Below are 25,133 nucleotides of genomic sequence, written 5' to 3'. Positions count from 1 at the left end.
TGTTTGATTCTCGCCTTCACTGTCGTTCCATCACACCAATTGCTGGATGGAATACTACCGAAGGCAGCAGGCAAGCAACGATTTTTTTCCACAACCTGCCTGCAGCAGATTCTTTGCAGCGCTGGTGTAGACATCCGCAGCCTTCCACGCAGACTTCCCTTGCTGCTGCCACGCTGTATATTCACCCAACGCGCATCACAACTGTCCCAAGATTCCCCGCGAGACAGCGCAGCATGATTGTTCCCCCCAGGACATGGAACCGCCCCATGCTTTCCGGATGCTGCATTATCGACAGCAGGTGGCAAAACTCAGGTGGAACGAGTTTGCAACACACTAGCGCCGAATAACAGTCTTCCCCGCCAACAGCTAAACACTGTTGCCGGGGAAGCAACGATCACCAAAGACGCTGGCAGGTGCACCACCCGTGCATCAGGAAGAATAAACGCTAGCGCCACGACGCTGACGCAGTGATTAACACTGTGGTGGTGATCCGCCGATTCATCACAACGGTGGTAGAAGTATCGATTATTGCGCTTGCTTCACGCCAGAATCCTGTCTGTTTAGTAGCCGGTTTTATACCCCACGCCTCGCACAGTCTGCACGATCTGCGGGTTTTCCGGATCTTTCTCAATCTTTGCCCGCAGCCGCTGCACATGCACATTCACCAGCCGGGTGTCGGTTGCGTGACGATAGCCCCACACTTTTTCCAGCAGCTGTTCGCGGGAAAACACCTGCCGGGGTTTGCGCGCCAACTCATGCAACAATTCAAACTCGAGTGGGGTGAGCGGAATCTCTTTATCGCCCCGCTTGACCTGGTGGCCGGGGACGTCGATCTCCAGGTCACCGACAGTGAGCACTTCTGCCGGTGGCGGATCCTGGCGCCGCAGACATGCCCGAATCCGGGCGATGAGTTCTTTGGCTTTAAACGGTTTGTTGATGTAGTCATCCGCCCCAGATTCCAGCCCCACCACCACATCAACAGTGTCGGTGCGGGCGGTCAGCATCACAATCGGCACCGGGGAGGTTCGCCGAATCGTCCGGCAAATATCGATACCGCTCATGCCCGGCAGCATGACATCCAGCAACACCAAATCAGGGTTTTCCCGTTCAAACACGCTCACCGCTTCCGCGCCGTCAAGCACGGCGACAGTGGAAAACCCTTCGCCTTCCAGCACCAACGTGAGCATCTCAGAGATCGCCGGATCGTCATCGACAACGAGAATTTTGTGGGCCACTAGTCTTCCTTTACCACTGAACCGAGCACCACACCGCGCAAAGTTTCCTCTACCGGTGCAGCGAATCTGCCTTAAACCTACCGCAGCTGCAGGTGCATCATTGCCGGCTGCTGTTTTGCACAGCACACTAGCTGCACCTGATCATAGTCGGTATGCCGGGCACTATAGGAAGTATCACCGCTGCGACCGGGGATGTTACATGCCCTCCCCTTTCGTATCTACCGCCCCAACCTCGCCAGGGGATCTCGCCTGCTAGCCGATCGCGGGTCGTGCACCGCCTAGTGGGAAGCAACACCGTAACCACACCACCGCCAAGGTTGCACATACTGCAGGGATTCTGCAGCACAATGGCGAATTACTACTGCCCCTGAAAGTGACGCCGAGGGTCGGTGGCATCCCTGCTACAGGTGATATGCAGCGACCAGCTGATCGGCGACTTGCGCGGGATCCTCGTCGCTGCGCACAATCTCCCACGGTGACTGCCAGTGCTGCTCGGCAAGCGCCATATAGGCGGCAAAAGTTCGTTCCTGCAGCATGCTGTCTTGCTCATATGCGTCAAGCTGCCGGTGGCTATCGTCTTGGGCACGCAGCAAGGCCCGTTCCCGGGCAACATCAGCTTGTGTACCCAGCAGAATATGAAAATCTGGCACCGGCAACCCCAGTGTGGTGAACTCTAAGTTCCCCACCCAATCAACCAGCGCAGCATCTTGAGCGCGTGCCCAGGAATAGGCCGCGTTCGAGGCGACATAGCGGTCAAGGAGAATCACCTCATTGGCACGGGACTGGCCGGTGCAAAACGGTTCGATCAGTGACTTGGCGCCATGCCGATCAAGGGCAAACATGGTGGCCATCCCATAGATCGAGTCGACCAGATCACCCATACCGCCATAGAGGGCTTGTTGGGCAAGCTGCGCTGGAACAGATTCGCTGTAGCGGGGAAAGCTCAGCACGGTTGCGTTGGTTCGCTGCTGCAGAGCTGTCACCAACGTGTGTTTACCAGCGCCGTCGATCCCTTCAATCGCCACAATCATCGCAAGATCTCTTTCCTATCGTGTGTCCACCGCGGCTGCCACAAAACCTGCGGCAGCCTCAGCAAACCCTGCACCCAATCTCATCCTAGGGGCGGTGTGCGCTTCAGTGTGGGCAATGCCGCAGGTGCCTGCTTGTTCGGCGGAATGCTAGGCGTCGTCGCCGGTGGAGTCGCTAAGTACCTCCGCACCGGTGAGTGCTTCGAGGAAGGAATCCAGGTCGCTGTCGGTGTCGACCTGTTCCAAAATGGTGAACGCAAGCTGCTGCATTGCATCCGTTGCCTGATCGGTAAGACTGCGAATAAAGGGATATTCTTCCACCACGTCACCGGCCGAATAGGGTGCCCCTGACCAGATAGCGGTGATGGTTGCTGCCGCCTGCCCCACCAACAGATCATCAGCAGTGACATGCGGATCTTTCACCGTGGTGACCAGCGCATCGTCGACTGCTTGCACAATGTCGTCTTCTTCCAAATCGGAAAGTTCGTCAAGAAAATCGACGACGACTTCTTCTTGGAAGATTTCCTCATCCCAGGGTTCCATGGGTGTGCTCCTCGATCGGCGCGGCATGAGCCACAGCAGGGCAAAACTGGACATGCAGCATGTTCTTGCGTGTCAGCTGACACTTCGTGCAGCTGGCAGCACAGATCATCTGCGATTAGGCGATGTGATCCGCACACGAGATGGCGGCGAATCCAACGTTGTAGTCTACAGAATGATTCGCTCATAGCGGCGGCCACCTGGCCATAACTGTGCCTGAAGTTGTGGGAAAAAACGAGTTGCGACACATCGCGTATCTCAAAGTGGCACGGTAGTGGGTATCCTGCCGCATTCGTTTCCCATAGACAGGGCAATACTTTCAAGCATTGCCACTATCAATCATTGCCCTATCTGCTAGCTCCGGTCGGCGGCTGCTGGCACCCCTGCCAGGAATCCTTCGCCGTGGCCGGCGACGCTAAACTCACCGTCACTGGCAGGAATCCACACTGCCTCAGTTGGGGCAAGTGTGACACGTTCATTCGCGGCGGTGGTGATAGTGATCGCACCGGTTGTGCACACCATCACATGCGGACCCGGCTCAGCAATAGTGAGTTGCTGTGTGGGGGTGGCGGATGGCCGGCAGTGGCTGATAGTGAATTCTTCGACTGGCACCGGATAGGTGGTAAGGCCAGCAGTTTCTGTGGGATGAATATAGGGGTCTGCTAAGGGATGGAAGTCTAAGACTTTCACCAATTCGGGCACGTCGACGTGTTTGGAAGTCAGCCCGCCGCGCAGCACATTGTCACTATTGGCCATGATCTCTACCCCGAGTCCGTGTACATATGCGTGCAGCTGACCGGCCCCTAAAAAGAGCGCTTCACCTGGGGCAAGGGTGACTTTGTTGAGCAGCATCGCGCCCAGCACCCCCACATCACCTGGGTAGCGTTCGTTGATACTGATGAGGCTTGCTGCAACCTCAACCATCCAGGCCGGTGGTGTGTCGCCGGTAGCTGCCCGCTCGACGAGTGTTTCACAGGCTTGGATGACTGCGGCCACCAGTTCCCGGCGGGTTGCGGTCGGTATGGTGATCCAGGTGGTAAACAGTGCCCGCAGTGCACTGGCTTCACTTTCTGCACTGGCATCATCAGCGCTGGCCAGCGGAAGATAGTGGGCTAATGCGGGGCAGCGAAGTTCGGCAAATAATTCACGGGTTCGGGCAAGGGGGCGAAAACCTACCAGCGCCGAAAATTCGGTGAGGGCAATAATGGTTTCCGGCTTATGGTTGGGATCCCGATAGTTCCGATCAGCGGCAGTCATCGCAATCCCTGCTGCGGTTTCTGCTTGGAAGCCGGCCTGTGCTTGGGCTTTGGTGGGGTGGGCTTGCAGGGAAAGCGGTTCGTCGGCAGCGAGCAGTTTCAACAGAAACGGCAGTTCGTTGGTGAATATTTTCGCCACATCCGCCCCGAGTTGTCCTTGCGGATCGCTGGCGATTACCTCGTCGAGCGGGGTATCAACCAGGGTTGATGGTGCCTGCGGGTGGGCGCCGTACCACAGCTCGGCTTCTTTCACCGCCGATGCTGCACTGCCGCGCAGGTTTGCGAGCAGGGTTTTTGAACCCCACGGATAGGACCGCAACGCTGGGGTAAGAACACGCATTGAACGCTCACTGCTCCTTGGGGGTACTCATCGATGTCTGGAGGCTGTCCCCGCAGTCGGTTTGCAGCGACAGTATTGTTGCACCCACCGGCTGTCGGGCAGGTGCGGAAAAAACCATATCGACCATGGTAGCTAGTTGCCCTAATAGGCACCTAACATCCACCGTAAAACCTGCTGACAACTTCCCCACTGCCCCAGCATTTCGATGCAGACCAGGAACAATGTGTTGTAAGGCCATGTGCCCACCTGCGACGCCGCAGAGGATCACCGCCTGTTTGGCCACCACACTGGGTCAAACTAGCGGTGTGGCCTGCCGGGACACATCAGCGTTTAAAATCAAAAAACACCAGGTGAAGGCACGCTACAGCATGCGTATCCCGCACCACTTTCGTTCTCATTTCCTCGGTGGTGCACCGGGGAAGCAGCTGGTGAGGATAGGACAGGGGGGGTGCTGGGGCTTGTGCTGCGTTTTTGCGGGTGTAGACGCCGTAAGGTTTGCGCACCTGCGATGGTTTGCACACTCGATGGGGTGGCCGCCACACAGCAAGCGGTGCGGGCGGCAGGTCAACCGCAGTGTCTAGCGGGTTGTTTTCGGCGGACCGACGATGAGGGCGGCTTGCAGCCGGATCAGCAGGCGACAGGCAACATCGAGGCGAGACAGCTGCTGATCGTCGATGGTTTCCGCACGCACCGTGATTGGTGCGGCGGGTGGTTTCGTGTCACCCCAGGCGATCACGATCGGCTGGGGGAGGCTGTGCGATTGGTCGTCACCGTCAAGCTCAGGATCATAGAAAATGTCGCGTGCCGGTGCGGGAAGATGCGCGATATTGTTGGCGATCACCGTGGCGTCGCCAAAGCTGGCGGCAAGCCCCGCATCTGTACACAGTGTCGCCGCAAGTTGGGCAACACTGCGTCCACAGTGGCTGGTTGCGGTGTGCAGTGACCAGCGCTGCGCTATGGCGGCATATAGCTGGCAGGCAGGGTTCACCAGTGGATCCCGGTCAGGAGAGCAGGCGGTGATTTCGTCATCGACTCGCTGCGCCCAGTCCTCAAGGCGGGCGGCAAGAAGCGCTGATTCTTCCCGAATACTGGCCAGCACCGTGTCGACTACTGCTGCGACAAACACCGGGGTGACAGTTGACGAGGTTGGCGGTAGCGCCACGCTCACTGTTTCCCGCGGCGGTTCAAGGGCAAGCATCGTCTCCCCGGCGGCAGCAATGATGAGCTGTGCAGACACTTCCCCGGCGCGACGCGCCGCCTGGATGAGCTGTGGCGTATCACTATTGCTCACAAGGCAGACAATGTCGAGCGGGCCTACATATTCAGGGAGTTGCTCAACGATTTCGATCGGCAACGGATGAGGTTCCCGCAATGCTGCAGCTAGCTGTGCGGCCTGCCGATGGGTGAGGGTGTCGGTGAGAATCACCACACTGCGGGGATGCGTGTTGTACAGGCTGTTGAATTCGCCGTCTGCTACTTGCTGCGCCAAACTGCGGATGCGTGCCCCGTCGTGGGCAAGGTCATAAAAGTGCACAGCGAGTGGATCGTATCCTGCGGCAAGGGCGGCAGCCATACTGGCGGCAATGCCGGTCGGTTGCGTGGCAGGAGTGTCCATCGGATGCTCACTTTCTGTTGCGGGGCTGACAAGTGCCCGACGGGAATGTTGCCCCCACCCTACCGCGCTGCGGGTGCAACCAGCAGTCCTTGGTTTGTACAGCAGTGATCTAGGGTGCCGCAGCTCCAGTCGAATCGTCCTTGTTTGGGCGAATAATCGCGAAAATCTCGGCGACTAGGGTGTCGGTTTGTGCTTGGCTGGGGGTTTCCGCATTGAGGCGCAGCAGCGGTTCAGTATTCGAGCCGCGCAGATTAAACCAGCAGCCTGGTTCGGTGAGAGTAACCGTCACCCCGTCGAGCCGGTCAACGGTGGCGATACGATCATGGAATGTGTCCAGTACAGCCGCTATTTTTTCGTCGCGCTGCGCGGTATCAGCAAGCCGGGTGTTGATTTCCCCGGAGGCAACATAGCGTTGATATTGATCCACCAGCGCCGACAGGGTGCCGCCGCTGGCACCAAGCACGTTCAGCACGTGCAGTGCCGCCAACATGCCAGAGTCGGCATTAAAGAATTCGGTGAAATAGTAGTGTGCCGAATGTTCCCCGCCGAATACTGCCTGTTCTTCGGCCATTGTCGCTTTAATATAGGAGTGCCCAACCCGGGTGCGGACCGGCCGGCCGCCATGTTCAACGATGGTTTCCGGCACGGTTTGCGAACAGATGAGATTGTGAATGATTGCGGCTTGCGGATATTTCGTTAGATAGGACACTGCGACGAGCGCGGTGACGACCGACGGGGAGACGGGGCGTCCCTGTTCGTCGACGACAAAGCAGCGATCCGCGTCGCCGTCGAAGGCCAGCCCTATATCGGCGCCGCTGTCGCGCACAAATTGCTGCAAGTCGACCAGGTTCATCGGATCAAGTGGGTTGGCCTCATGGTTGGGGAAGGTGCCGTCTAATTCGAAGTACAATGGCAGCACTTCCACTGGGGTGTTGGCGAACACGGCGTGGGCGGTGTGCCCGGCCATGCCGTTGCCAGCATCGATTGCGACCTTGATCGATGGTAGGTCGGCAAGGTTGACCAGTTCGCGTAGCTTGGCCACATAGTCCGGCAAAATATCGCGCGTCGTGCGTGTTCCGGGAACCGGGGCGGTGATGGTTTCCCCGGTGACGAGCTGCTCGGCGATGGTAGCTAATCCGCTGTCGGTGGATACTGGTACCGCTCCTGGGCGGCAGAGTTTGATGCCGTTATATTCAGCCGGATTGTGGCTGGCGGTAAACATGGCACCGGCAATATGGTAGGCGCCGGCGGCGAAATACAGCTCGTCGGTGGCGCACAGGCCGAACATCACAGCGTCGCTGCCTGCTGCTGTCACCCCGTCGGCGAACGCGGCTGCCAATGCCGGCGAGGATGGCCGCATGTCGTAGCCGATACCAATGGTGGTGCAGCCTTCATCGGCCATGATGGTGGCAAAGGTATTGCCGACCTCATAGGCGACAGCAGCATCAAGATGGGTATCGACCAGCCCACGAATATCGTAGGCTTTTACCATCTTGTCGACGAGGTCACGGGTGCGGGCGGTCATAGGTTCTTCAGCAGTTCTTTCTTCACACAAGGGTCGCCGACAGCTGGGGTGGTGGGTACACCTCAACGGTCACCGGCGCGGGGCGGATGCGTACGCGGAAACCCCCGCCGGGGCGGGTTGTTTACTGCATCCTGCACACAGTGTAATCCGGGGTGGGTGTTTTTTGCGCAGCCGCCTGCCGCAGCAGAACTCGACTGTGCCGATCAGGCCGTGGCCAAGGGTGCCGCGACGCCACTGCTCACGGTGTCAGTCGAGTGGTTCCTCGGCGGCTGATGGCTGTGGTTCGACCACATATAAATGGCCACGCTGGGTGCCGCGCCGGGTGCGGGGACGCTGGGCGGGATGCGGGGCACCGGGACCTTTTGGCGGCGGTACCGGCCCTGCTTTTGGCTGCGAATAGCTGATCTCGTCGAGCTCTGTTAGTGGGTCGCTGAGGGAAGATTTCCGCCCCCCGGGGCGCAGTGTGCTCCCGGGTGTGGCGGCACCAGTGGCAGCGTTTGTTCGCTGCTGCGGCGGGGTTGGGGTGGCAAATCCGTGTGGATCCCGCAGTGTCCAACCGATAGGGGCACGAATTACTGCTGCATGATCGATACAGAGATCCCAGCTGTGGCCGTTGCTGCTGCTGACAAGCTGGCGCAGGGTAGCGATCTGTTTGGGTTGCGAATAGGTCAAAGTGGCAACAGCGGGCTGCGCACACCCGGGACGGCAACAGATTCGTGGACGACTCACGAAGCGTTATGATACCGACTCTTGGGCAAGATGCCGATCATGCCGAACCGATACCCGGTCAATCGGCTTGCCCTGCCAGATCACCTGGGGGTGGTGGGCAGGCGGCGGGTGATTGTTGTCCCACGATGCCGCACTGAGAGCGTGGTAACCCCTACTGGAAAAGCCTGGGCATGCCTGCCCCGATTGCCGCAGGCAACGCGTTAAGCTGACTATCTATGCGTAACAGAGTGTTTCGGGATCGGCACGGCCGCGGCCAACGTGGCGTGCTGTTGCCGCCGGCGGTTCCCGCCGCGGTAAGCAGAGCAACCGCGTTTCACCGGCTTGTTGCGCAAACCTATTTATCGCTCACTGAAGCGTATCGGGATAATGTGTCCGGTTTAGCGGTGGCAGTGGATTGGATTCCGCGAATGCGGTTAAACCCGGACGAGGTGTATTTCGCCGACACTATTGTTGCCGACGGGGCAGTGCCCATTGCCCGACTTATCCCGCCGTCGATTGATGCGCAAGGCAATACGGTGGGCGCCTATATTGTGGTGTTTCGGGCACCGCTGGTTCGACGAGCCCGCGATCCGCAGCTGCTCGTTGAGCTGCTAGAGCCGGTGTTGGCGCAACTGATCGCCACCTATTTAAACCTGGACGAGCGCGATATTTTGCCCGATTTTCAACCGTGGTGGAATTAGCGCCTTTCCCCGGACTGCTCCCCTGCTGAAGCTGCCCTGCTGATCCTGTTTACAAAGTCCTCACTTTGGTGGGGTCTTCCACCTCCAACCAACAGACGCAGGCCAGACGAGCTGCAAGCTCGAAGGTTGAAGGTTCTAGCCTAAGAGGCGCTGCCGGTCGCGGCGGCGTTCCCGCTCAGAACGGCCACCCCAAATACCGAAGCGCTGCTCGGTGGCGAGGGCATATTCCAAACATTCGTCACGCACACTGCATTTTTGGCAGATCCGTTTCGCATCCCGGGTGGAACCGCCTTTTTCCGGGAAGAAGGCTTCCGGGTCGGTTTGTGCACACAGTGCATATTCTTGCCATTCATGTTCAACCGAGTGAATGATCGTTTCAATCGGCAGCTGACGCAGTGCCACTGGAGTAGCATCCGGGGCTTCGGCGCGGGTTGCACGGCGGGGAGTATCGCCAGCGAGATCTTCCACGGGCTCTCCTTTCATCACGATCGGGTTGAAAAAATATCAGTGCGGCAACGCCAACAAGTGTCGGCCAGCATAGCGATGCGCTTGCCGCTGTCGCCATCAGCAACAGCGCTACAGGCGTCCGTACACATGGTGAACAGGCACCTTGGGGCCATATCCGCCAGCAGCGAGAATACGCGGCAGGCAACTGTGCACCGCGGCCTGCTGACCGTGGGGCGGCGAGAGGTTCCTTCCATACGCCTTCCCGCCGACCAAAGGTTGGCGGTCACCTACCCTTGGCCACCTCGCCTGCACTGCTTGTGTTAGCAACAACGCCTACACCCCTAGGTGTTGGGGTGCGGCGAAAGGCTTGACTGAAGTGATTAGACACGCAATACCTATTTCCCGTCAAGCGCCCTGCAGAAGAATTGCTGTTCACGCCACTTCGTCCGCTCACACGAAATCACAGATTTCACATCCGTCACACACACCACAAAGCGGGTGTATTTAACGGGGGTACTACATCTTGTGTTAGGAAGGGGCACCTACCCCAAGTGTGGCGTTGTGCGGCGTGTCACCGCCACGACCGGGCAGCAATCATTGCGCCACACGCCCCCATAGCGGCGGCCATCGCCCCACCCCGTCTGGCTAGGCGTCCGTCGAGAAGCGAATGCCACCATCGGGGATAACCACCCCTGGCCACACCCGCATACCTTTGCGCAGTTCACAGCGGGCACCGATCTGTGCCCCCTCCCCGATCAGACAGTCATAGATCCGCGCATTGGCACCAATATGCACCCCGGAGGCAATAATCGAATTTTTAATAATCGCCCCCGGTTCAATAGTCACCCCATCAAACACGGCGGTGTCATCGAGTCGACAGCCGGCACCGATCTCTGATCCGCGCCCAACAACAGTGCCGCCAAGCAGCAGCACCCCATCTTTCACCCCGGCGGTGTCATCAACCAAACACTCCCCGGTTTTGCCTGCCAATACCGGCGATGGTGCAATACCGCGCACCAGATCCGAGGATCCACGCACAAAATCATGCGGTGTGCCCATATCCCGCCAATAGGAATTATCCACAAACCCCTGCAGATGCTTTCCTGCAGCCAGCAAACCTGGGAAGGTTTCCCGTTCCACACTCACCACCCGGCCACGCGGAATCTGTTCAATAATCTCCCGGCGGAACACATAACAGCCAGCATTAATCTGATCAGTCGGCGGATCCATGGTTTTTTCCAAAAACTCCAACACCCGCCCGTCGCTGTCAGTTGGAACACACCCATAGGCACGCGGATCAGTCACCCGCACCAGATGCAGCGTCACATCAGCAGCACTGTGCTGGTGATGAGCAATGATCGACTGCAAATCCGTGCCGCCAAGCACATCGCCGTTAAACACCACCACCGTGTCGTGCCGCAGCTTCTCGGCCACATTCGCGATCGCACCACCGGTGCCTAACGGTTTCGACTCAAAGACATAGTCGATCTCCAGGCCAAGATCAGCACCATCCCCAAAGTGCTCTTCGAACACTTCCCGCTGAAAACTTGTTCCCAACACCACATGGGTGATCCCCGCTGCACGAATCCGTGCAAGCAGATGCGTTAAAAACGGCACACCGCCGACCGGCAGCATCGGCTTTGGGGTGTGACAGGTCAACGGCCGCAACCGGGTGCCTTTGCCACCGACAAGAATGACTGCATCAATATCGCGCCGCTCGGCGGCGAAGGTGTGGTTCACAACGACTCACTTTTCCACAGGCTTCGGAAACCCCCGAAACCATCACAAACGTCAATATGTTTTCTCGCGCTGTCCTGTCGACGACAACGCCAACAACCGGTGCCCGCACGCACAGCAGGCAACACCACCCTGATAAATAACTGGCGGCGAAACCCGGCGCGGCGACGCTCCCCAAGCTGAAGGAAGGAAAGCGTGTTGCCCCGCTCAGCTTGTGTGTCGGCATCATCATGGCGCGGAATATTCGCTCTATTGTTGCAAAGCGCAGCCCCATACACCGCCATCCACACGCTGGTTGGTGGCCGATCTCACAGAAACAATCCCTGCCAAATCGATGCTGTGCAACCACCGCAGAGAAACCAAAACTGCTGCTGCCAGCACAGCTACCAGCGGCAGCCTGCAGTATCGATCAACACCAACCAGCACCGACCTGACAGAAGATCCCACTGCCACCTCCATCGTCATTTACCCATCTGGGCGCCGTCGCCGCATCTCGGCGGGCGGACCGCAGCCTGCAACCTACCGGGCTGCTAGTGCGCGCAGCGCCCAGCGAATGCACAGTATTGGCAGTGTTACTTGAAACGGGCAGTATTGGTGATGTTCCCCGATTTGGGGTGTTGCTCGATTAGTGGTGTTGCCCGCGGCGAAGCTTCGTCACCAAAATCGCAATGCCGCACCGTAACGCCAAGCCTGCGGCAAGCGCTGCCCGCAGCGGGGCATACACAAGTCCCGAATGGCGGTCAGCTTGGAAACGGTAGGCCGACCGGTGATGCGCCGGCAGCATCGCCGCCGGATATTTCTTCGCCACATGGCCACGATCGTGTGCCACTGTCGCCGCCGGACAAAACACATTGACATATCCGGCACGCTGAAAACGATCACCCAAATCAACGTCTTCTAAATACATGAAGTAGCGTTCATCGAATCCGCCAATTCGGGTAAATGCCTCCAGATTCACCAACAAACACGACCCGGACAGCCATCCGCACGTCACCGGCTCCACGGCGCTCAGCACATCACGTCCCTGATAGGCGCGGGTACACGGATTATTCGGCCACACAGACCCAAATAATGCGTGACCAATACCGTTCCGCAAGGTTGGAATGGTTCGCGCCGACGGATAGCGGCTTCCATCCACATCCCGAATCGCCGGACCGATCGCCGCCGCATCAGGCCACTGACGAGCGCAGTCAAGTAGCGCATCGATCGAGCCAGGATCAAAGGTGACATCCGGGTTGGTGAGCACACAATAGTCACCGCGCACACTCCCCTGCTTAGCCAGGGCTACCACCTGCGCCAGCGCCCGGTTCATAGCCGCCCCATAGCCAATATTGCCCCCCGAGTCGAGGACGACCGCAAGCCCCTGCTCCACGGCATCCTGCAGCTGGGCGGCGAGCTGTGCTGCCTGTCCCCCGTTATCGGCAATCACCGCAACCGTCTCCCCGGTTGTGGCAGCATCAAGCGATTGCAGCATCGTACGAAAATGCCGGCCGGGATGGAAAGTGACTGTCGCAACAGCAATTGGGGTGTTCACAAGATCAACAGTGTAGCGGGCACGATCAGCCAAGCGGACGAGGCGCGACCCCCACCAGGTGCGACACTTGTCCGCGGTAGCCGCCCGGTGGGGTGATCCCAAGCTGGGTCAACTTGCCCGAATCAAGCACTGAAAACGCTGGCCGCGGCGCCGCCGTCGGATATTCCGCAGTGGTGCACGGCACCACCGTTGCCGCATGCCCCGGCAACGCCGCAAACAGTTCAGCAGCCACATGAAACCAAGTCGCCGGTTCACTGCCCGCCGCATGCAACACTCCACCTGTTGCCGCGAGCTGTTCAGCAAGCTCATCGAAGCACTGTGTTCGCACCCATTGATCCCCAACCTGTGCTGCTTCCCGGTCGCCCATCCCCGGTGCCACCAGACACGCTAGTCGTGCCAGCCGCTGCGGCGGCATCGCCGCCAACGCCGCAACAATCCGCGGCTTATGTTCCGCCTGCGAACAATCTGCAACTGGCATCCCACGACCAGCATCGGGTGCACACACCGGTGCATCCATCAAATCCGGCAACCCACAGGCTCGCACCAGCGCCACCCGACCAACCAGCTGCCACAATGCCACCGCCAAATCGGTCACCACCGTCGGCGAACCCCACTGATCCGCCACCACCTTCGGAGACACCCCCGACCGGGCAAGACGACACATCGTCGACGCGAAATCCCGCACCCCTGGCAGCATCTCCCCGCTAAGCAGCCACGCCGTCCGCACCACCACATGCCACGGATCAGCAGCCAACACCTGCTGTTCACCGGCGGCTTTCGAAATCCCATACACCGCCTCCGGATCAACCGGATCAGCAGATGCAAACGCCAACCCATCCACCACTTGCCGCACCTGTGGATCCTGCGGCGAAGGGGGCGGCGAATCCACCCCCACCGGGGCGGCTAATTCCTCCGGCAGCGGCCGGGAACCAAACACATAATCAGTCGACACATGCACCAGCGCCGTACCAGCCTCCGCACAAGCCTGCGCAATCAACCCCGGCGCCGACGCATTCACCGCCCAAACCTGCTCCCGCTGCGCAGCATCTTCTGCCACATCCACCTGGGTAAACGCAGCCGTACACACCACCACATCCGCCGCCGCAAACCCCCCATATGCAGCAACCTCCGCCGCATCAGCAAGATCCAACTCTGCCCGACCAAGCACAGTAAGGTCCACCACATCGGTTGGCGCCAGCGCTTGCATCGCCTGCGACAACTGGCCAGTCCCCACAATCATCACCCGAATCGGACGCCCACCCGCAGCCGCCCGCTCAGCCACAGCACCATCTTGCGCAGTCACAGTTTCGCCACCTTCCAGCCTCACATCTGCCAACCATCGTAAACCCTGCCATCCGCATTCCACCGGACAACCCAACCACCAACAAACCCTAAGCACCGGTTTCCCACCAACAGCCCAAACCATCCACTGCCACCACCCACCCAAACCGCAACGGCAATAGCACACACCGCCACAATCCGAGTACTCTTAACAACCGTTCTCTACCTGCGGGCAACCGCAGACATATCAAACGCCGCCCACAATGAGGAGAAACTGGTGGACCCACAAACCCGCAAGGCTCGGCAGGTGCAGTCACTCCCCCTGCCAGCCAACCCGGCACGCCAGTCCCAACCCACCATCGTCCTGGTCATCCTCACCGTCCTCGCGCTGCTTATGATCACCCTCTCCGCTGTCGGCTACGCCACCGTCGGCCGCATCGGCAACGACGTCGCCAGCGCCTCATCACTTGCCCTCGGCGACGCTATTGCCGGCACCTCAGGTGAGAAAAAAGTCGCCAAACACGGCCAAGCAACCGACGGTGCCACCGATATTCTCCTCGTCGGATCCGATTCCCGAGCCGACGCCCAAGGCAACCCCCTCACCCCCGAAGAAATCGCCATGCTGCGCGCCGGGGATGAAGAAAACGACAACACCGACACGTTGATGCTCATCCGGGTGCCAAATGATGGCTCCTCGGCAACAGCTATCTCCATTCCGCGGGACACCTATATTCACGACCCGCAGATGGGCAACATGAAAATCAACGGTGTCTACTCCGCATATAAAGCAGCGAAACAAACCCAGCTGTTAGAACAAGGCATCACCGACCAAAAAGAACTCATCGCCCGATCCACTGAAGCGGGACGGGCCGCCCTGATTCGGGCGATCTCCCGACTGTCTGGGGTGACTGTCGACCACTATGCCGAAATCGGTTTGCTCGGATTCGTGCTCCTCACCGATGCGGTCGGCGGTGTGGAAGTGTGTCTGCTGGAACCCACCCAAGACGAATTCAGTCAGGCGAACTTCCCTGCCGGACGGCAAACCCTCAATGGTCCTGATGCGCTGTCCTATGTTCGGCAGCGGCACGGTCTGCCCCGCGGCGACCTCGACCGGATCACCCGGCAGCAGGCCTACATGGCGTCCCTGGTGAACAAGATGCTGTCCAACGGCACGTTAACGAATACTGCCACCCTCGCGCAGCTGGCCGACGCGATCCGCCGTTCGGTGATTATCGACGAAGGCTGGGACATTATGTCGTTTGCTAACCAGCTGCAAAACTTGGCCGGCGGTCGAGTGAAGTTCACCACCATTCCGGTGACCTCCATTGACGGGGTGGGTGACTATGGCGAATCGGTGGTTACCGTCGACACTAAGGAAGTTCACGACTTCTTCGACACCCTGCTTTCCACCGCAACAGCCGCACCGGAAGCAACCGAAGAACCCGCCGACACTGCTGCAGATGACGGCAAGAAACCACTGATTGTGCACACCCTCAACGCATCGCTGGCAACTGGGTTAGCCGCGCGGGTGGCGCAATATCTCGCCGACGACAACTATCCGATCGGGGATATCAGCAACGCCCCAGAAGGTCTCTACGACCGCAGCCAGATTGTGGCCGCCGACCCGGATGATCGGGAAGTGAAACAGCTCGCCAAACTGTTAGGTTCCCTGCCCATCACCCAATCTGATTCCCTCGAACCCGGTGAGGCTGTAGTAGTGGTGCACGGCGACTATGTCGGTCCGAAAGCCGACACGGAATATGAGCTTCCCCCCGCTGTCGTCGGACAGCCCGGTGAAGAAGCCGTCGACGACGCCCCTGCAGTGATCGATGCTGGCGGCGACGGGCCACGATGCGTCTACTAGACACACCGGCGAAGCAACACTAGAAGAACTGCACCAGCAACCATCCCAGCACCAGAGCAAGTGACCCACCCCACTGCGCCTGCGCCTGGGATGGTTGTTTTCGTTGTAGACCACGTGTCTCACCAGCAAAGCGAAACCGACAATCTCATACCTCTGGCAAAACCGGCTAACTTGAACCCCCGGCGACAGGTGCACAACCTGGCACATAACAACGACACCCCGGTCGCGATCTCACACACTGTTTTCCGCCGGGCGCCGATGCCCACAAGGCACCCAAGGGGCTACCACCTGTCGGCATAGGTGTGTAGCTACAGTTACGCTTACATGTTATGCAGCTGCTCGACGATCTTCTTCACACCGATCCAGCAATTCCACGACTGACCGTGTATAACGACAGTGCCGACACGCGAGTCGAATTTTCCGCAATCACCCTCGACAATTGGACGGCGAAAGTCGCCAATATGCTGCGGGAAGAATTCGATCTCACCCCCGGCGATGGCATCGTCATCGATCTTCCCTCTGGCTGGCAGCCCGTTGTGATCGCACTCGGTGCACTGGCGGCAGGGGTAACACTGCATTTCCCTGGCGACGAGGAAGTCAACACCACCCCGGTAGTGTTTACCAATCTGGCGCGCGCCACTAACTATGCCGATATCACCATCGACGATGCTCCCCCAGAGATCGTGATTGTCACCGATGATCCCCTCGGCCGGGGCGTGGAAGAAACCGGCGGCGAACTGCCGGAGGATTTTCTTGATTTCGGACCGGCAATCCGCCCCTACGGGGACAGTTTCACCGCAGCATCGCAACGCCTTTCCGACCTGGTATCTAGTGATCTTCCCACCGGGATTCGGCTGATCAGCGCTGGATTTACCGATCTTGCATCGCTCAACAGTGCAGTACTTGAACCGTTGAGTGTCGGCGGATCGGCCGTACTGGTAACTCCACCAGTTAGCATTGCCCGCATGGAAACAATTGCAAGCAAAGAACGCGCAGTGTTACGCGGCACCGGCGACGCGCCCAGCAAGACACCATAAGCCTGCACTTGCGAACCAGGCTAGGAACTCTTGCAGGGTGATTTCACCGCCAATCGACACCCTGTGCAGCTTCGCGCAGCCGGCAGATGCAGTATCGTTCTGACCTTCAGGCGCGTGGTATCGAACCTGCCGCAGTCATTACGGGAGCGTTTTTCTCAAGGGCAGGATCTAGCCACCCCCCAAAGATTGCTCTAGCACCGGCTGCGGAACCTGCGTACATCAATAGCTACTGTGACCATCAATCGTGCTATTCGTTGGACGCAGTACATTGACTCGTCAGGTAACCCCACGGGCTCTCCCCACTGATGCTGCCCTGCCCAACCTGGAGGAACATTCTCCTGGTGCTAAGCACCCTGACGCTAAACAGGCGACTACACCGCACCGCTGCTCTGGTTGGATTGCCCTGTGTAGCGGGGTTTCTCAAGGTCCCCTACCAGCGGCAAACACAGCCCGACCGGATCGCACACACCGCCCGACCGAAACTCCGCCCAGCCAGCAATACGCCTGCCCAATCGTGATTGTGTCCGCAAGCACCAGCAGATACCGGCAAACCAGTGGTTGTCTGACAGTTGCGCCTTTTTCTGCAAAGGTCTTATCTCACTGGTGCTCACCCGGTAGAATCGCGGTGAACGTCACGCGACACCTGTCACTGTTGTGCAGGCCACCACGGTGACACGGCCGACAGTTCAGTGCCACGAGCTAATAGTGTGCACAAGCGGAAAGACTCCTGCGGGGACATCGGCCGCGAAAGAAAACCCGCGTGACAAGTATGTGCGTCACCACGTCCTTACTAAAAATGCAGGACGGCGACCAGATATGTTCATACATTGTTCTACAACTCAGAGAGAAGTGTTGTTTATGACCAAGCACACTGCCAAAACCTTAACCGCCTTGAGTGCTACCGCACTGGCAACCGCTGCACTGCTTACCGCCTGCGGCGACTCTGGCTCTTCCGACTCCAGCAGCACCTCTGCGGCAAGCGCTTCGTCGACGGAAAGCTCGGCTGCGAAGTCTGATGCTGCCGGTGAAGGTCGCGGCCCGATCACCTTTGCTATGGGCAAAAACGACACCGACAAGCTCAAGCCGATCATCGAAGCATGGAATAAGGAACATCCTGACGAGGAAGTGACCTTAAAGGAACTTGCTGGTGAGGCCGACGATCAGCGTTCCACCTTGGTGCAGTCGCTGCAGGCAAACTCGGGCGAATACGATGTCATGGCACTCGATGTGGTGTGGACTGCCGAGTTCGCGGCGCAAAAGTGGCTCGCCCCCCTCGAGGGTGATCTGGCAGTGGACACCTCTAAGCTGCTCAAGCCAACTGTTGATTCGGCAACCTACGCCGGCAAGCTGTATGCCGTTCCCCAGAACACCAACGGCCAGCTGCTGTTCCGCAACACCGAACTGGTTCCGGAAGAGCCAAAGAACTTCGACGAACTTGCGGCAGCCTGTGCCACGCTTCCAGCAGGCGATGATTGTTTGCTCACCCAGCTCAAGCAGTATGAAGGCTTGACGGTGAACACGGCAGGCTTCATCGAAGGTTGGGGCGGCCACATTGTTGGCAGCGACGGCAAGACTCCAGAGGTTGATTCCGATGCAGCAAAGGCCGGCCTCAACGCCATGGTTGACGCCTACAACGACGGTGTGATCGCCAAAGCTTCCACCGGCGCTAATGAGGAAACCACGCACCTGTCCTTCTTGGAAGGCAACGTGGCATTCGCTATCAACTGGCCATACATGTATGAGATGGCAGAAACCAATGACTCGTCGCAGGTGAAGGGCAAGTTCGAGGTGCAGCCACTGGTTGCAAAGGACGGTGTTGGTGTTTCCACCCTCGGTGGCTACAACAATGGCATCAACGTCTACTCGGAGCATAAGCAGACTGCTCGCGACTTCATTGAGTTCATCACCAACGAAGACAACCAGAAGTGGTTCGCTGAACAGTCCTTCCCGCCAGTGCTGGCATCGGTCTATGACGATCCTGAGCTGATTGCCGAATACCCGTATCTGCCGGCGTTGAAGGTTTCCCTAGAAAACGCGGTGCCACGTCCGGTCTCCCCGTTCTACCCGGCGATCTCGAAGGCTATTCAGGATAACGCCTATGCGGCGCTGCAGGGTACCAAGACCGTGGATGAAGCTGCCGACGACATGAAGGCTGCTATCCAACAGGCTGGCATGTAGTCCTTCAGTGACAGCGCTGTCCTTGCGCAGCCGGTGACCGTGTTTCACAAGAGGTAGTGTCGCTATCTCTGCCAGTCACCGGCTGTTGGCTTGCGCCGGTCGTTATCCGCAGCGGATCAATCCTGTTGCGGGTCTGGCCGGTGGACAAGTGTTCTTCTTCTCACTCCAGCAGGCTGCTGTAGCTCGATACGTCCTCTGTGTGGCAACAGCTGCACAGTGTTTTCTCACAGGCGATGGATCGCTGCACTGCTGCTGGAGTGTTGTCGTGCGGGGCGGCTTACCGACTGTTATCCCCTCATGAAAACCTGCTGCTTGATACCCCTGTAGGCGGTGCACCTAGCCGTCTTCCGGGCGACTTTGCAACAGCCACCTGGTTGTGTCTGTCTGCTGAATTGGCATTTGGCAGGTGCTGTGCCACTTCGCAGGTGTCGCTATCGGCGTACCCACCACCTTGCTACGTACTCCCCTTGTGTTGGCATTCGCTGTCGCCCGGTTTTTGCGCAGGTAGGCTGCCGCAGGTTTCGGCCACACCAGTTAGATCCTGGCTCATGCTGGGTCACACCTGCAGGGGCAGTCCTTGGTGTGCTACTGGCAAACATAGGCAACAGTGCTGCCGGTGCATTCCCCAGTCGATCAGACAGCCAGTTACACTAGCTGTCATATCAGCCCACCGTTTGGTGGTGCGATACCACCAGGCGGTGGTGCAAGGCCGCCGCTTCAATGGGTTCATCGAACTCAAGCAATCCAAGACACCAGTGCCATTCGGGAAGCTTTTTTCCGTTGACTGCACGTCTGGTTGTGATGATCCTAGGCTTTGCTGCGACACCACCTGTGAACTGAATTTTCCACCACCTGATTCGAATCAGGAACATGATGCAACGAGCAAAACAATCCCGTGCCGCGATGCTGCTTATCGCCCCGGCAATGATCGTGCTAGCAATCGTCATCGGATATCCGATTGTGCGGGCAATCTATTTGTCCTTCCAATCGAACATGGCGTTCAATCCGACTACCGGTTTCTTCGAGGAGGGCGGCTTTGCTGGCCTTCGCCACTATGTGTACTGGCTCACCCAGTCCTGCGAACAGCCCGGCAATCCAGGAGTTTATGTTGACTGCGCCCCCGGAGTGCTGTCGACCGACTTTTGGCCGGCTGTAAGGATCACATTCTTCTTCGCGATTGTCACCGTCACCCTCGAGACCCTCTTGGGTTTTTGGATGGCGACGGTGATGAACAAAGAGTTCGCCGGCCGGGCATTGCTGCGGGCTGCCGTGCTGGTGCCGTGGGCGATCCCAACCGCGGTGACTGCAAAACTATGGCAGTTTATTTTCGCCCCACAGGGAATCATAAACGCCCTGTTGGGAACCCAGATTGCTTGGACTACTGATCCGTGGGCGGCACGTACTGCGGTGATTATCGCCGATGTGTGGAAGACAACGCCGTTTATGGCGCTGCTGATTTTGGCCGGTTTGCAGATGATTCCGCAGGATGTGTACGAGGCTGCGAGGGTTGATGGCGCAAACCGCTGGCAGATCCTCACCAAGATCACCTTGCCGTTGGTGAAACCAGCGTTGATGGTGGCTGTGCTGTTTCGCACCTTGGATGCGTTGCGCATGTATGATCTGCCGCTGATTATGATCTCTTCCTCGTCGAATTCGCCGACTGCGACGATCTCAATGCTGGTGGTGGAAGATATGCGACAAAACAACTTTAATTCCGCGTCGGCGCTTTCCACCCTGATTTTCCTCATGATTTTCGCGGTTGCGTTCATCATGATCCGGTTCCTCGGCGCTGATGTGCGGGCAACGTCTCGTCTACCCGCCACCCCCACCAGCCGGGGCAAGAAAGGCCAGGCTGCGGCAACCGTTGGGGGTTCAGCTGCACCGGCTGCATCAGCTGTCGCCGATCATTCGTCAGCGGCAAATAAAACCACCTCATCGACCACCACTGTGCAGGGGAGTTAAGCTGCGATGCTGAAAACGATAAAAACCTATGCTGGTGTGCTGCTGATTTTGGTGTGGGGGCTTGCCCCGTTTTATTGGATGGTGGTCACCGCCTTGCGGGATCCCGACTTTACGTTCGACACCACTCCGTGGCCAACCCATGTGACGCTGGAAAATTTTCACAAAGCATTAGCCACCGATGAAGGCAATGATTTTCTCTCGGCGATTATCAACTCGCTGATCATTGGTGCGGCCACCACAGTGATTGCGGTGGCGGTGGGGGTATTTACCGCCTATGCGCTTGCCCGGTTGGATTTTCGCGGGAAAGGGTTTGTGACCGGTATTGTGCTGGCGGCTTCCATGTTCCCGGGTATTGCGCTGGTCACGCCACTGTTTCAACTGTTTACTGATCTGGAATGGATTGGCACCTATCGGGCGCTGATCATTCCAAATATTTCATTTGCGTTGCCGTTGACGATTTACACATTAGTAAGTTTTTTCAGTCAACTCCCCTGGGAGCTGGAGGAGGCGGCACGGGTCGACGGCGCGACCCGGTCGCAGGCGTTCCGCAAGATTTTGCTGCCGTTGGCGGCGCCAGCTTTGTTTACTACCGCTATTTTGGCCTTTATCGCCTCGTGGAATGAGTTTATGCTCGCCAAGCAGCTGTCGAATCCTGCGACCGAGCCGGTGACTGTGGCGATCGCCCGCTTTAACGGCCCGTCTTCGTTTGAATATCCCTACACGTCGGTGATGGCGGCTGGTGCACTGGTGACGGTGCCGTTGGTGATCATGGTGTTGCTTTTCCAGCGGCGAATTGTTGCCGGGCTGACCGCCGGCGGGGTGAAAGAGTAACCACACAGCGCCACCCTGTGTTGGCTGGTAGCAGCGGTGCGGCTAAAGCGGACCGGTGACGCCAAGTGTGGGTCAACCGGTTTCGTTTGCCGCGGCACCCTGGTGATACTGCGCATGGATGATGGTAGTGCGCTTGTGGTTTTGCTCTTCACGGTTGCAACAGTGGTGTGCACCCCGTTGGGGAACGATGTTGTTCGCTTCCCCACCTGGTGCTGTTTTTTTGCTTTGCAGCACCACCATCCCAGGAGGCGATGGGACACAGCACTAGATGCCACAAACGGTTTGCGTCGGCGGCACTCCTGGGGGCGGCGGTGGCGTTGCAGCACCGGTATAGGGGTGTTGTGCACGGGCAACAGCCTTGTGGAAGGGTTCATAATCACCTGCGACTGCCGCAGCAATAATCTCCGCGAGCACATAATGACGAGGAATAAACTGGGGACAGTTGTTCCGCATAAGGGCAAGATTTGGGTCTGCTGCCAGCCATCGTTTACCCCAGGGGGCAAGCCACGACGGTAACGCTTCCGGGGTGGCGGCTAGCTGCTGCAGCGTTTCGTGATAGTCCGGTTGCTTATGGCTCAACAACGTGACAAAGTCGGCGACGAGTTCGTCAGCTTCGCTGCTTGCCGCAAGCCCAAGGGCTTGTCGCATCTGGGCGAAGTAGCAGTCGTGATAGTGGCTGGCAAACTCGGCAAGCACCGCGGTGAGGCGTTCCATTGGGGCGAGCGGCGACAACGCCTGCGCTAACACCATGAGATTCCATTGGTTTATGTGTGCCTGCGCCCCATATCGATATCGCCCGGCGGTATCAATCCGGGAGAACACCGCCTGCGGGTCGAAACGGTCAATGAGGGCACACGGCCCGTAGTCGAGGGTTTCCCCGCTTAATGCAACATTGTCGGTGTTGATTACCCCGTGCACAAACCCGTAGCGCATCCAGGCAGCCAGCAGTGCTGCTTGCCGCCGGCACACTTCCCTCAACAAGTCGATGGCTACTGTTGCCGGCGAGGTGTGCGGGTCGAGCCCTAAAACGTCTGCAGTGTGCTGCACAAGATCAGCCAGCACTGTAGGTGAGTGACGGGCAGCATATTCCACTGTGCCAATCCGCACATGGGATTGGGCAAGGCGAATTAGCAAGGCACCGGGTTGGGCAGTGTCGCGATGGATTGTTTCACCGGTGGTCAACACGGCAAGTGATCTGGTGGTGGGTACCCCGAGGGCGTGCATCCATTCGCTGAAGAGATATTCGCGAAGTGCCGGTTCGAGCTGCAGTCGCCCGTCGCCCCGGCGGGAAAAATAGGTACGCCCAGCTCCTTTGGCTTGTACTTCCAGACGTCCGGTTGCTGTGTCGATATCCCCGAGGAGGACTGCCCGCCCGTCCCCAAGCAGTGGTGCGAAATGCCCAAACTGATGTCCCGCATAGGCGGTGGCATACCCCGGCTGGGAGAGCCACTGGGTGATCGTATCGACGGATTGGTTAAAGGTGTCGTTGATAATCACCGGCATCAGGTGGGGAAAGCTCGTCACTGTGGTGGGGACAACCAGGTGGGGATTGTCGGTGGCGAATCCTTGTCCGAGCATAACTGCCTAGCATAATCGAGTCTCTGTTTCACGCGAGCGGCGGCCGATGTCTGTACTGGTGGTCTTTGCGCTACCATGTGCTGGTATGGCACCCAAAGAGCATCCGCACAGCACCCGTCGACAGTTGCTGCGTGACTCCTTGGTGGGGTTTGTAAGTTTCTTCGCCATGGTTGCTTCTGTGCAGGCGGTGTTCAATGTGCTGCGCCCAGAACCGCAGGTGTGGCCGGCGCTGCTGGCACTGGTGTTGGTTATTGCAACCGTAGTGTTGTACCGGGCCACCCGACCGCCGCGCACCCAGCTACCCGTGGAAACCCCCACTCCAGCAGAAGACAACTAGCTGCCCCGTAACACTGCGCTTGTCGGCAAAGCCGGCAACAGCGGACACGCCCCTATTTTTGTGGCTGACCCCGTTGGTGACCAACATGGTTTTTGGGGGCAAGTTACCGGCCACGAAGCTGCTGCATGAGGCGGCGCCATACTACCCGCAGCGTCGAATGAATCAAGGCAAGCACTTCCCTCCCCCACAGGTAGGGGATGCGTGCCGGCGGCGTTTTCGCACACACGAGTTGCACGTCATAGCCATGATGCCACGCCCACATTTTCACCCGCGGCACATGGAAATCGCTGGTAACAACTGTCCATTTGTTGCAGCAGCCCAGCAATGCTCGGGTGAATTCTAGATTTTCATTCGTTGAAGTCGCATTGGGTTCTTCAATAATTTGCTGCGGATCCACCCCGTGGTCGCGCAGCCAGCGCCCCATTGCGGGTGCTTCCCCCGATCCGGAGACCACCACACAGGTTTGCCGGCCGATGAGCGGTAAGGCGGCGGCAAGCCGGGCAGCAAGCGCGGCACCGGGAACCCCATCGACCAGCCGGCACCCTAATATCACTACCGTGTCGGCGGGCTGTGTTGGTGTGTGCACGGTGATATCAGGCTCCTTTGGGCGCGTCACTTCACCCATCAACAACTCACTTTGCTGCTTGTTGATACTACTGTATGCAACAACTGATGGGTTCTTGCCGCGTGACTACCCCGTGGCAGCGCAATCCAGCGACCGGGGCGGAAACCCACCGACAACCCCGGTGGCTCACAGCAGCTCCGCTACCGCTTCGGGGACAGATGCACCACAGACCCAGGGCAGATGCACCACAGTTGATGCGGGAATTAGTGTTCGCCGACGAGTTTGCGGCGCAGCGCAGCATCTTTTTCTTCCACTGCTGCTGCCAGGGAAGCCTGATAGTCGATCATGCGTTGCCGAATTTCCGGATGGGAACCACCTAGCATGCGGGCAGCCAACAGTCCGGCGTTTTGTGCCCCATCAACGCTGACGGTAGCTACCGGGACACCGGCAGGCATCTGCACAATTGACAGCAGCGAATCCAGTCCATCGAAGTGCTTCAACGCCCGCGGAATACCAATCACCGGCAGCGGGGTGACACTTGCGACCATCCCCGGAAGATGCGCCGCACCACCGGCACAGGCAATGATGCATTCAACGCCACGGGTGTGAGCACCTTGAGCGTAGGCAATCATTTTCTCTGGGGTGCGGTGGGCGCTCACCACCCCAACTTCGAAGGGGATAGCGAATTCCGCCAACAGCTTGGCTGCCGGTTCAACAGTTGGCCAGTCGGAATCAGATCCCATAATGAGACCAACAAGCGGGGTTTGTGACATAGCAGAGTCAACCTTTCTTCGGGGCAAAAGTGCGGTGGTCACCCCAGACACCAGAGGCGCC

At 58.6% G+C, this 25,133-nt stretch carries 21 protein-coding genes; 7 read left to right on the top strand and 14 right to left on the bottom strand.

What is annotated here, in order from left to right; translation table 11 throughout:
• Positions 1-560: 560 nt before the first annotated feature.
• The 7 genes from mtrA to CCHOA_RS02255 all read right to left on the bottom strand — a co-directional run bounded on the left by mtrA (position 561) and on the right by CCHOA_RS02255 (position 8,268).
• Entirely contained in the window at positions 561-1,235 is a 675-nt protein-coding gene (gene mtrA, locus CCHOA_RS02285) for an MtrAB system response regulator MtrA (protein WP_123926330.1), read from the bottom strand.
• A 401-nt stretch (positions 1,236-1,636) separates the two neighbouring features.
• Complete coding sequence (locus tag CCHOA_RS02280; RefSeq protein WP_123926327.1) at positions 1,637-2,266, bottom strand: dTMP kinase; 630 nt, start codon at positions 2,264-2,266, stop codon at positions 1,637-1,639.
• Positions 2,267-2,413: 147 nt separating this feature from the next.
• A complete protein-coding gene (locus CCHOA_RS02275; RefSeq protein WP_123926324.1) occupies positions 2,414-2,806 on the bottom strand; it encodes a DUF4259 domain-containing protein in 393 nt (130 codons plus the stop codon).
• Between the two features lie 351 nt (positions 2,807-3,157).
• Positions 3,158-4,399 (bottom strand): mannose-6-phosphate isomerase, class I, encoded by a 1,242-nt coding sequence (manA, locus tag CCHOA_RS02270; protein WP_123926320.1) that lies wholly within the window; start codon positions 4,397-4,399, stop codon positions 3,158-3,160.
• Positions 4,400-4,976: 577 nt separating this feature from the next.
• Positions 4,977-6,014 (bottom strand): hypothetical protein, encoded by a 1,038-nt coding sequence (locus CCHOA_RS02265; RefSeq protein ID WP_123926317.1) that lies wholly within the window; start codon positions 6,012-6,014, stop codon positions 4,977-4,979.
• A gap of 109 nt (positions 6,015-6,123) precedes the next feature.
• Positions 6,124-7,539, bottom strand: a complete 1,416-nt coding sequence (locus CCHOA_RS02260) for a phosphomannomutase/phosphoglucomutase (protein ID WP_123926314.1) — start codon at positions 7,537-7,539, stop codon at positions 6,124-6,126.
• Positions 7,540-7,785: 246 nt separating this feature from the next.
• Entirely contained in the window at positions 7,786-8,268 is a 483-nt protein-coding gene (locus tag CCHOA_RS02255; protein ID WP_123926311.1) for a DUF3499 family protein, read from the bottom strand.
• Between the two features lie 215 nt (positions 8,269-8,483).
• On the opposite strand from CCHOA_RS02255, the gene CCHOA_RS02250 reads away from it, so the two are divergent.
• Complete coding sequence (locus tag CCHOA_RS02250) at positions 8,484-8,948, top strand: hypothetical protein (RefSeq protein WP_123926308.1); 465 nt, start codon at positions 8,484-8,486, stop codon at positions 8,946-8,948.
• 135 nt (positions 8,949-9,083) lie between these two features.
• Here CCHOA_RS02250 and CCHOA_RS02245 read toward each other — a convergent pair whose 3' ends face one another.
• The 4 genes from CCHOA_RS02245 to CCHOA_RS02230 form a co-directional block, all read right to left on the bottom strand.
• Positions 9,084-9,350 (bottom strand): WhiB family transcriptional regulator, encoded by a 267-nt coding sequence (locus CCHOA_RS02245; protein ID WP_245992222.1) that lies wholly within the window; start codon positions 9,348-9,350, stop codon positions 9,084-9,086.
• A gap of 690 nt (positions 9,351-10,040) precedes the next feature.
• Complete coding sequence (manB, locus tag CCHOA_RS02240) at positions 10,041-11,135, bottom strand: mannose-1-phosphate guanylyltransferase (protein ID WP_123926305.1); 1,095 nt, start codon at positions 11,133-11,135, stop codon at positions 10,041-10,043.
• Positions 11,136-11,757: 622 nt separating this feature from the next.
• Positions 11,758-12,666 carry a glycosyltransferase gene (locus tag CCHOA_RS02235; protein WP_123926302.1) on the bottom strand — a complete coding sequence of 303 codons (909 nt, stop codon included), beginning with the start codon at positions 12,664-12,666 and terminating at the stop codon, positions 11,758-11,760.
• A gap of 25 nt (positions 12,667-12,691) precedes the next feature.
• The gene (locus tag CCHOA_RS02230; RefSeq protein ID WP_164472352.1) at positions 12,692-13,969 is read right to left on the bottom strand and encodes an SDR family oxidoreductase; all 1,278 of its coding nucleotides are present in this window, start codon (positions 13,967-13,969) and stop codon (positions 12,692-12,694) included.
• A 255-nt stretch (positions 13,970-14,224) separates the two neighbouring features.
• Between CCHOA_RS02230 and CCHOA_RS02225 the strand changes: the two genes are divergently transcribed.
• From CCHOA_RS02225 to CCHOA_RS02205, 5 genes are all read left to right on the top strand, one after another.
• The gene (locus CCHOA_RS02225) at positions 14,225-15,811 is read left to right on the top strand and encodes an LCP family protein (protein ID WP_206425813.1); all 1,587 of its coding nucleotides are present in this window, start codon (positions 14,225-14,227) and stop codon (positions 15,809-15,811) included.
• 329 nt (positions 15,812-16,140) lie between these two features.
• Entirely contained in the window at positions 16,141-16,848 is a 708-nt protein-coding gene (locus CCHOA_RS02220; RefSeq protein WP_123926296.1) for a TIGR03089 family protein, read from the top strand.
• An 858-nt stretch (positions 16,849-17,706) separates the two neighbouring features.
• The gene (locus tag CCHOA_RS02215; protein WP_123926293.1) at positions 17,707-19,026 is read left to right on the top strand and encodes an ABC transporter substrate-binding protein; all 1,320 of its coding nucleotides are present in this window, start codon (positions 17,707-17,709) and stop codon (positions 19,024-19,026) included.
• A gap of 873 nt (positions 19,027-19,899) precedes the next feature.
• Positions 19,900-20,988 carry a carbohydrate ABC transporter permease gene (locus tag CCHOA_RS02210; RefSeq protein ID WP_123930658.1) on the top strand — a complete coding sequence of 363 codons (1,089 nt, stop codon included), beginning with the start codon at positions 19,900-19,902 and terminating at the stop codon, positions 20,986-20,988.
• A 6-nt stretch (positions 20,989-20,994) separates the two neighbouring features.
• Positions 20,995-21,819 carry a carbohydrate ABC transporter permease gene (locus tag CCHOA_RS02205; RefSeq protein ID WP_123926290.1) on the top strand — a complete coding sequence of 275 codons (825 nt, stop codon included), beginning with the start codon at positions 20,995-20,997 and terminating at the stop codon, positions 21,817-21,819.
• Positions 21,820-22,083: 264 nt separating this feature from the next.
• On the opposite strand, the gene CCHOA_RS02200 is transcribed toward CCHOA_RS02205, so the two are convergent.
• The gene (locus CCHOA_RS02200; RefSeq protein ID WP_123926287.1) at positions 22,084-23,397 is read right to left on the bottom strand and encodes a protein adenylyltransferase SelO family protein; all 1,314 of its coding nucleotides are present in this window, start codon (positions 23,395-23,397) and stop codon (positions 22,084-22,086) included.
• Between the two features lie 85 nt (positions 23,398-23,482).
• Between CCHOA_RS02200 and CCHOA_RS02195 the strand changes: the two genes are divergently transcribed.
• Positions 23,483-23,734 (top strand): hypothetical protein, encoded by a 252-nt coding sequence (locus tag CCHOA_RS02195; protein ID WP_123926284.1) that lies wholly within the window; start codon positions 23,483-23,485, stop codon positions 23,732-23,734.
• A gap of 103 nt (positions 23,735-23,837) precedes the next feature.
• Here CCHOA_RS02195 and CCHOA_RS02190 read toward each other — a convergent pair whose 3' ends face one another.
• Positions 23,838-24,320, bottom strand: a complete 483-nt coding sequence (locus tag CCHOA_RS02190) for a YdcF family protein (protein WP_245992173.1) — start codon at positions 24,318-24,320, stop codon at positions 23,838-23,840.
• 242 nt (positions 24,321-24,562) lie between these two features.
• Positions 24,563-25,072: a 5-(carboxyamino)imidazole ribonucleotide mutase gene (purE, locus tag CCHOA_RS02185; RefSeq protein ID WP_123926278.1), complete on the bottom strand. Its 510-nt coding sequence runs from the start codon at positions 25,070-25,072 to the stop codon at positions 24,563-24,565.
• Between the last annotated feature and the right edge of the window lie 61 nt (positions 25,073-25,133).

This window comes from Corynebacterium choanae (assembly GCF_003813965.1).
In the GTDB taxonomy this organism is placed as follows: domain Bacteria; phylum Actinomycetota; class Actinomycetes; order Mycobacteriales; family Mycobacteriaceae; genus Corynebacterium; species Corynebacterium choanae.
This window is presented reverse-complemented; position numbering and strand designations above follow the sequence as displayed.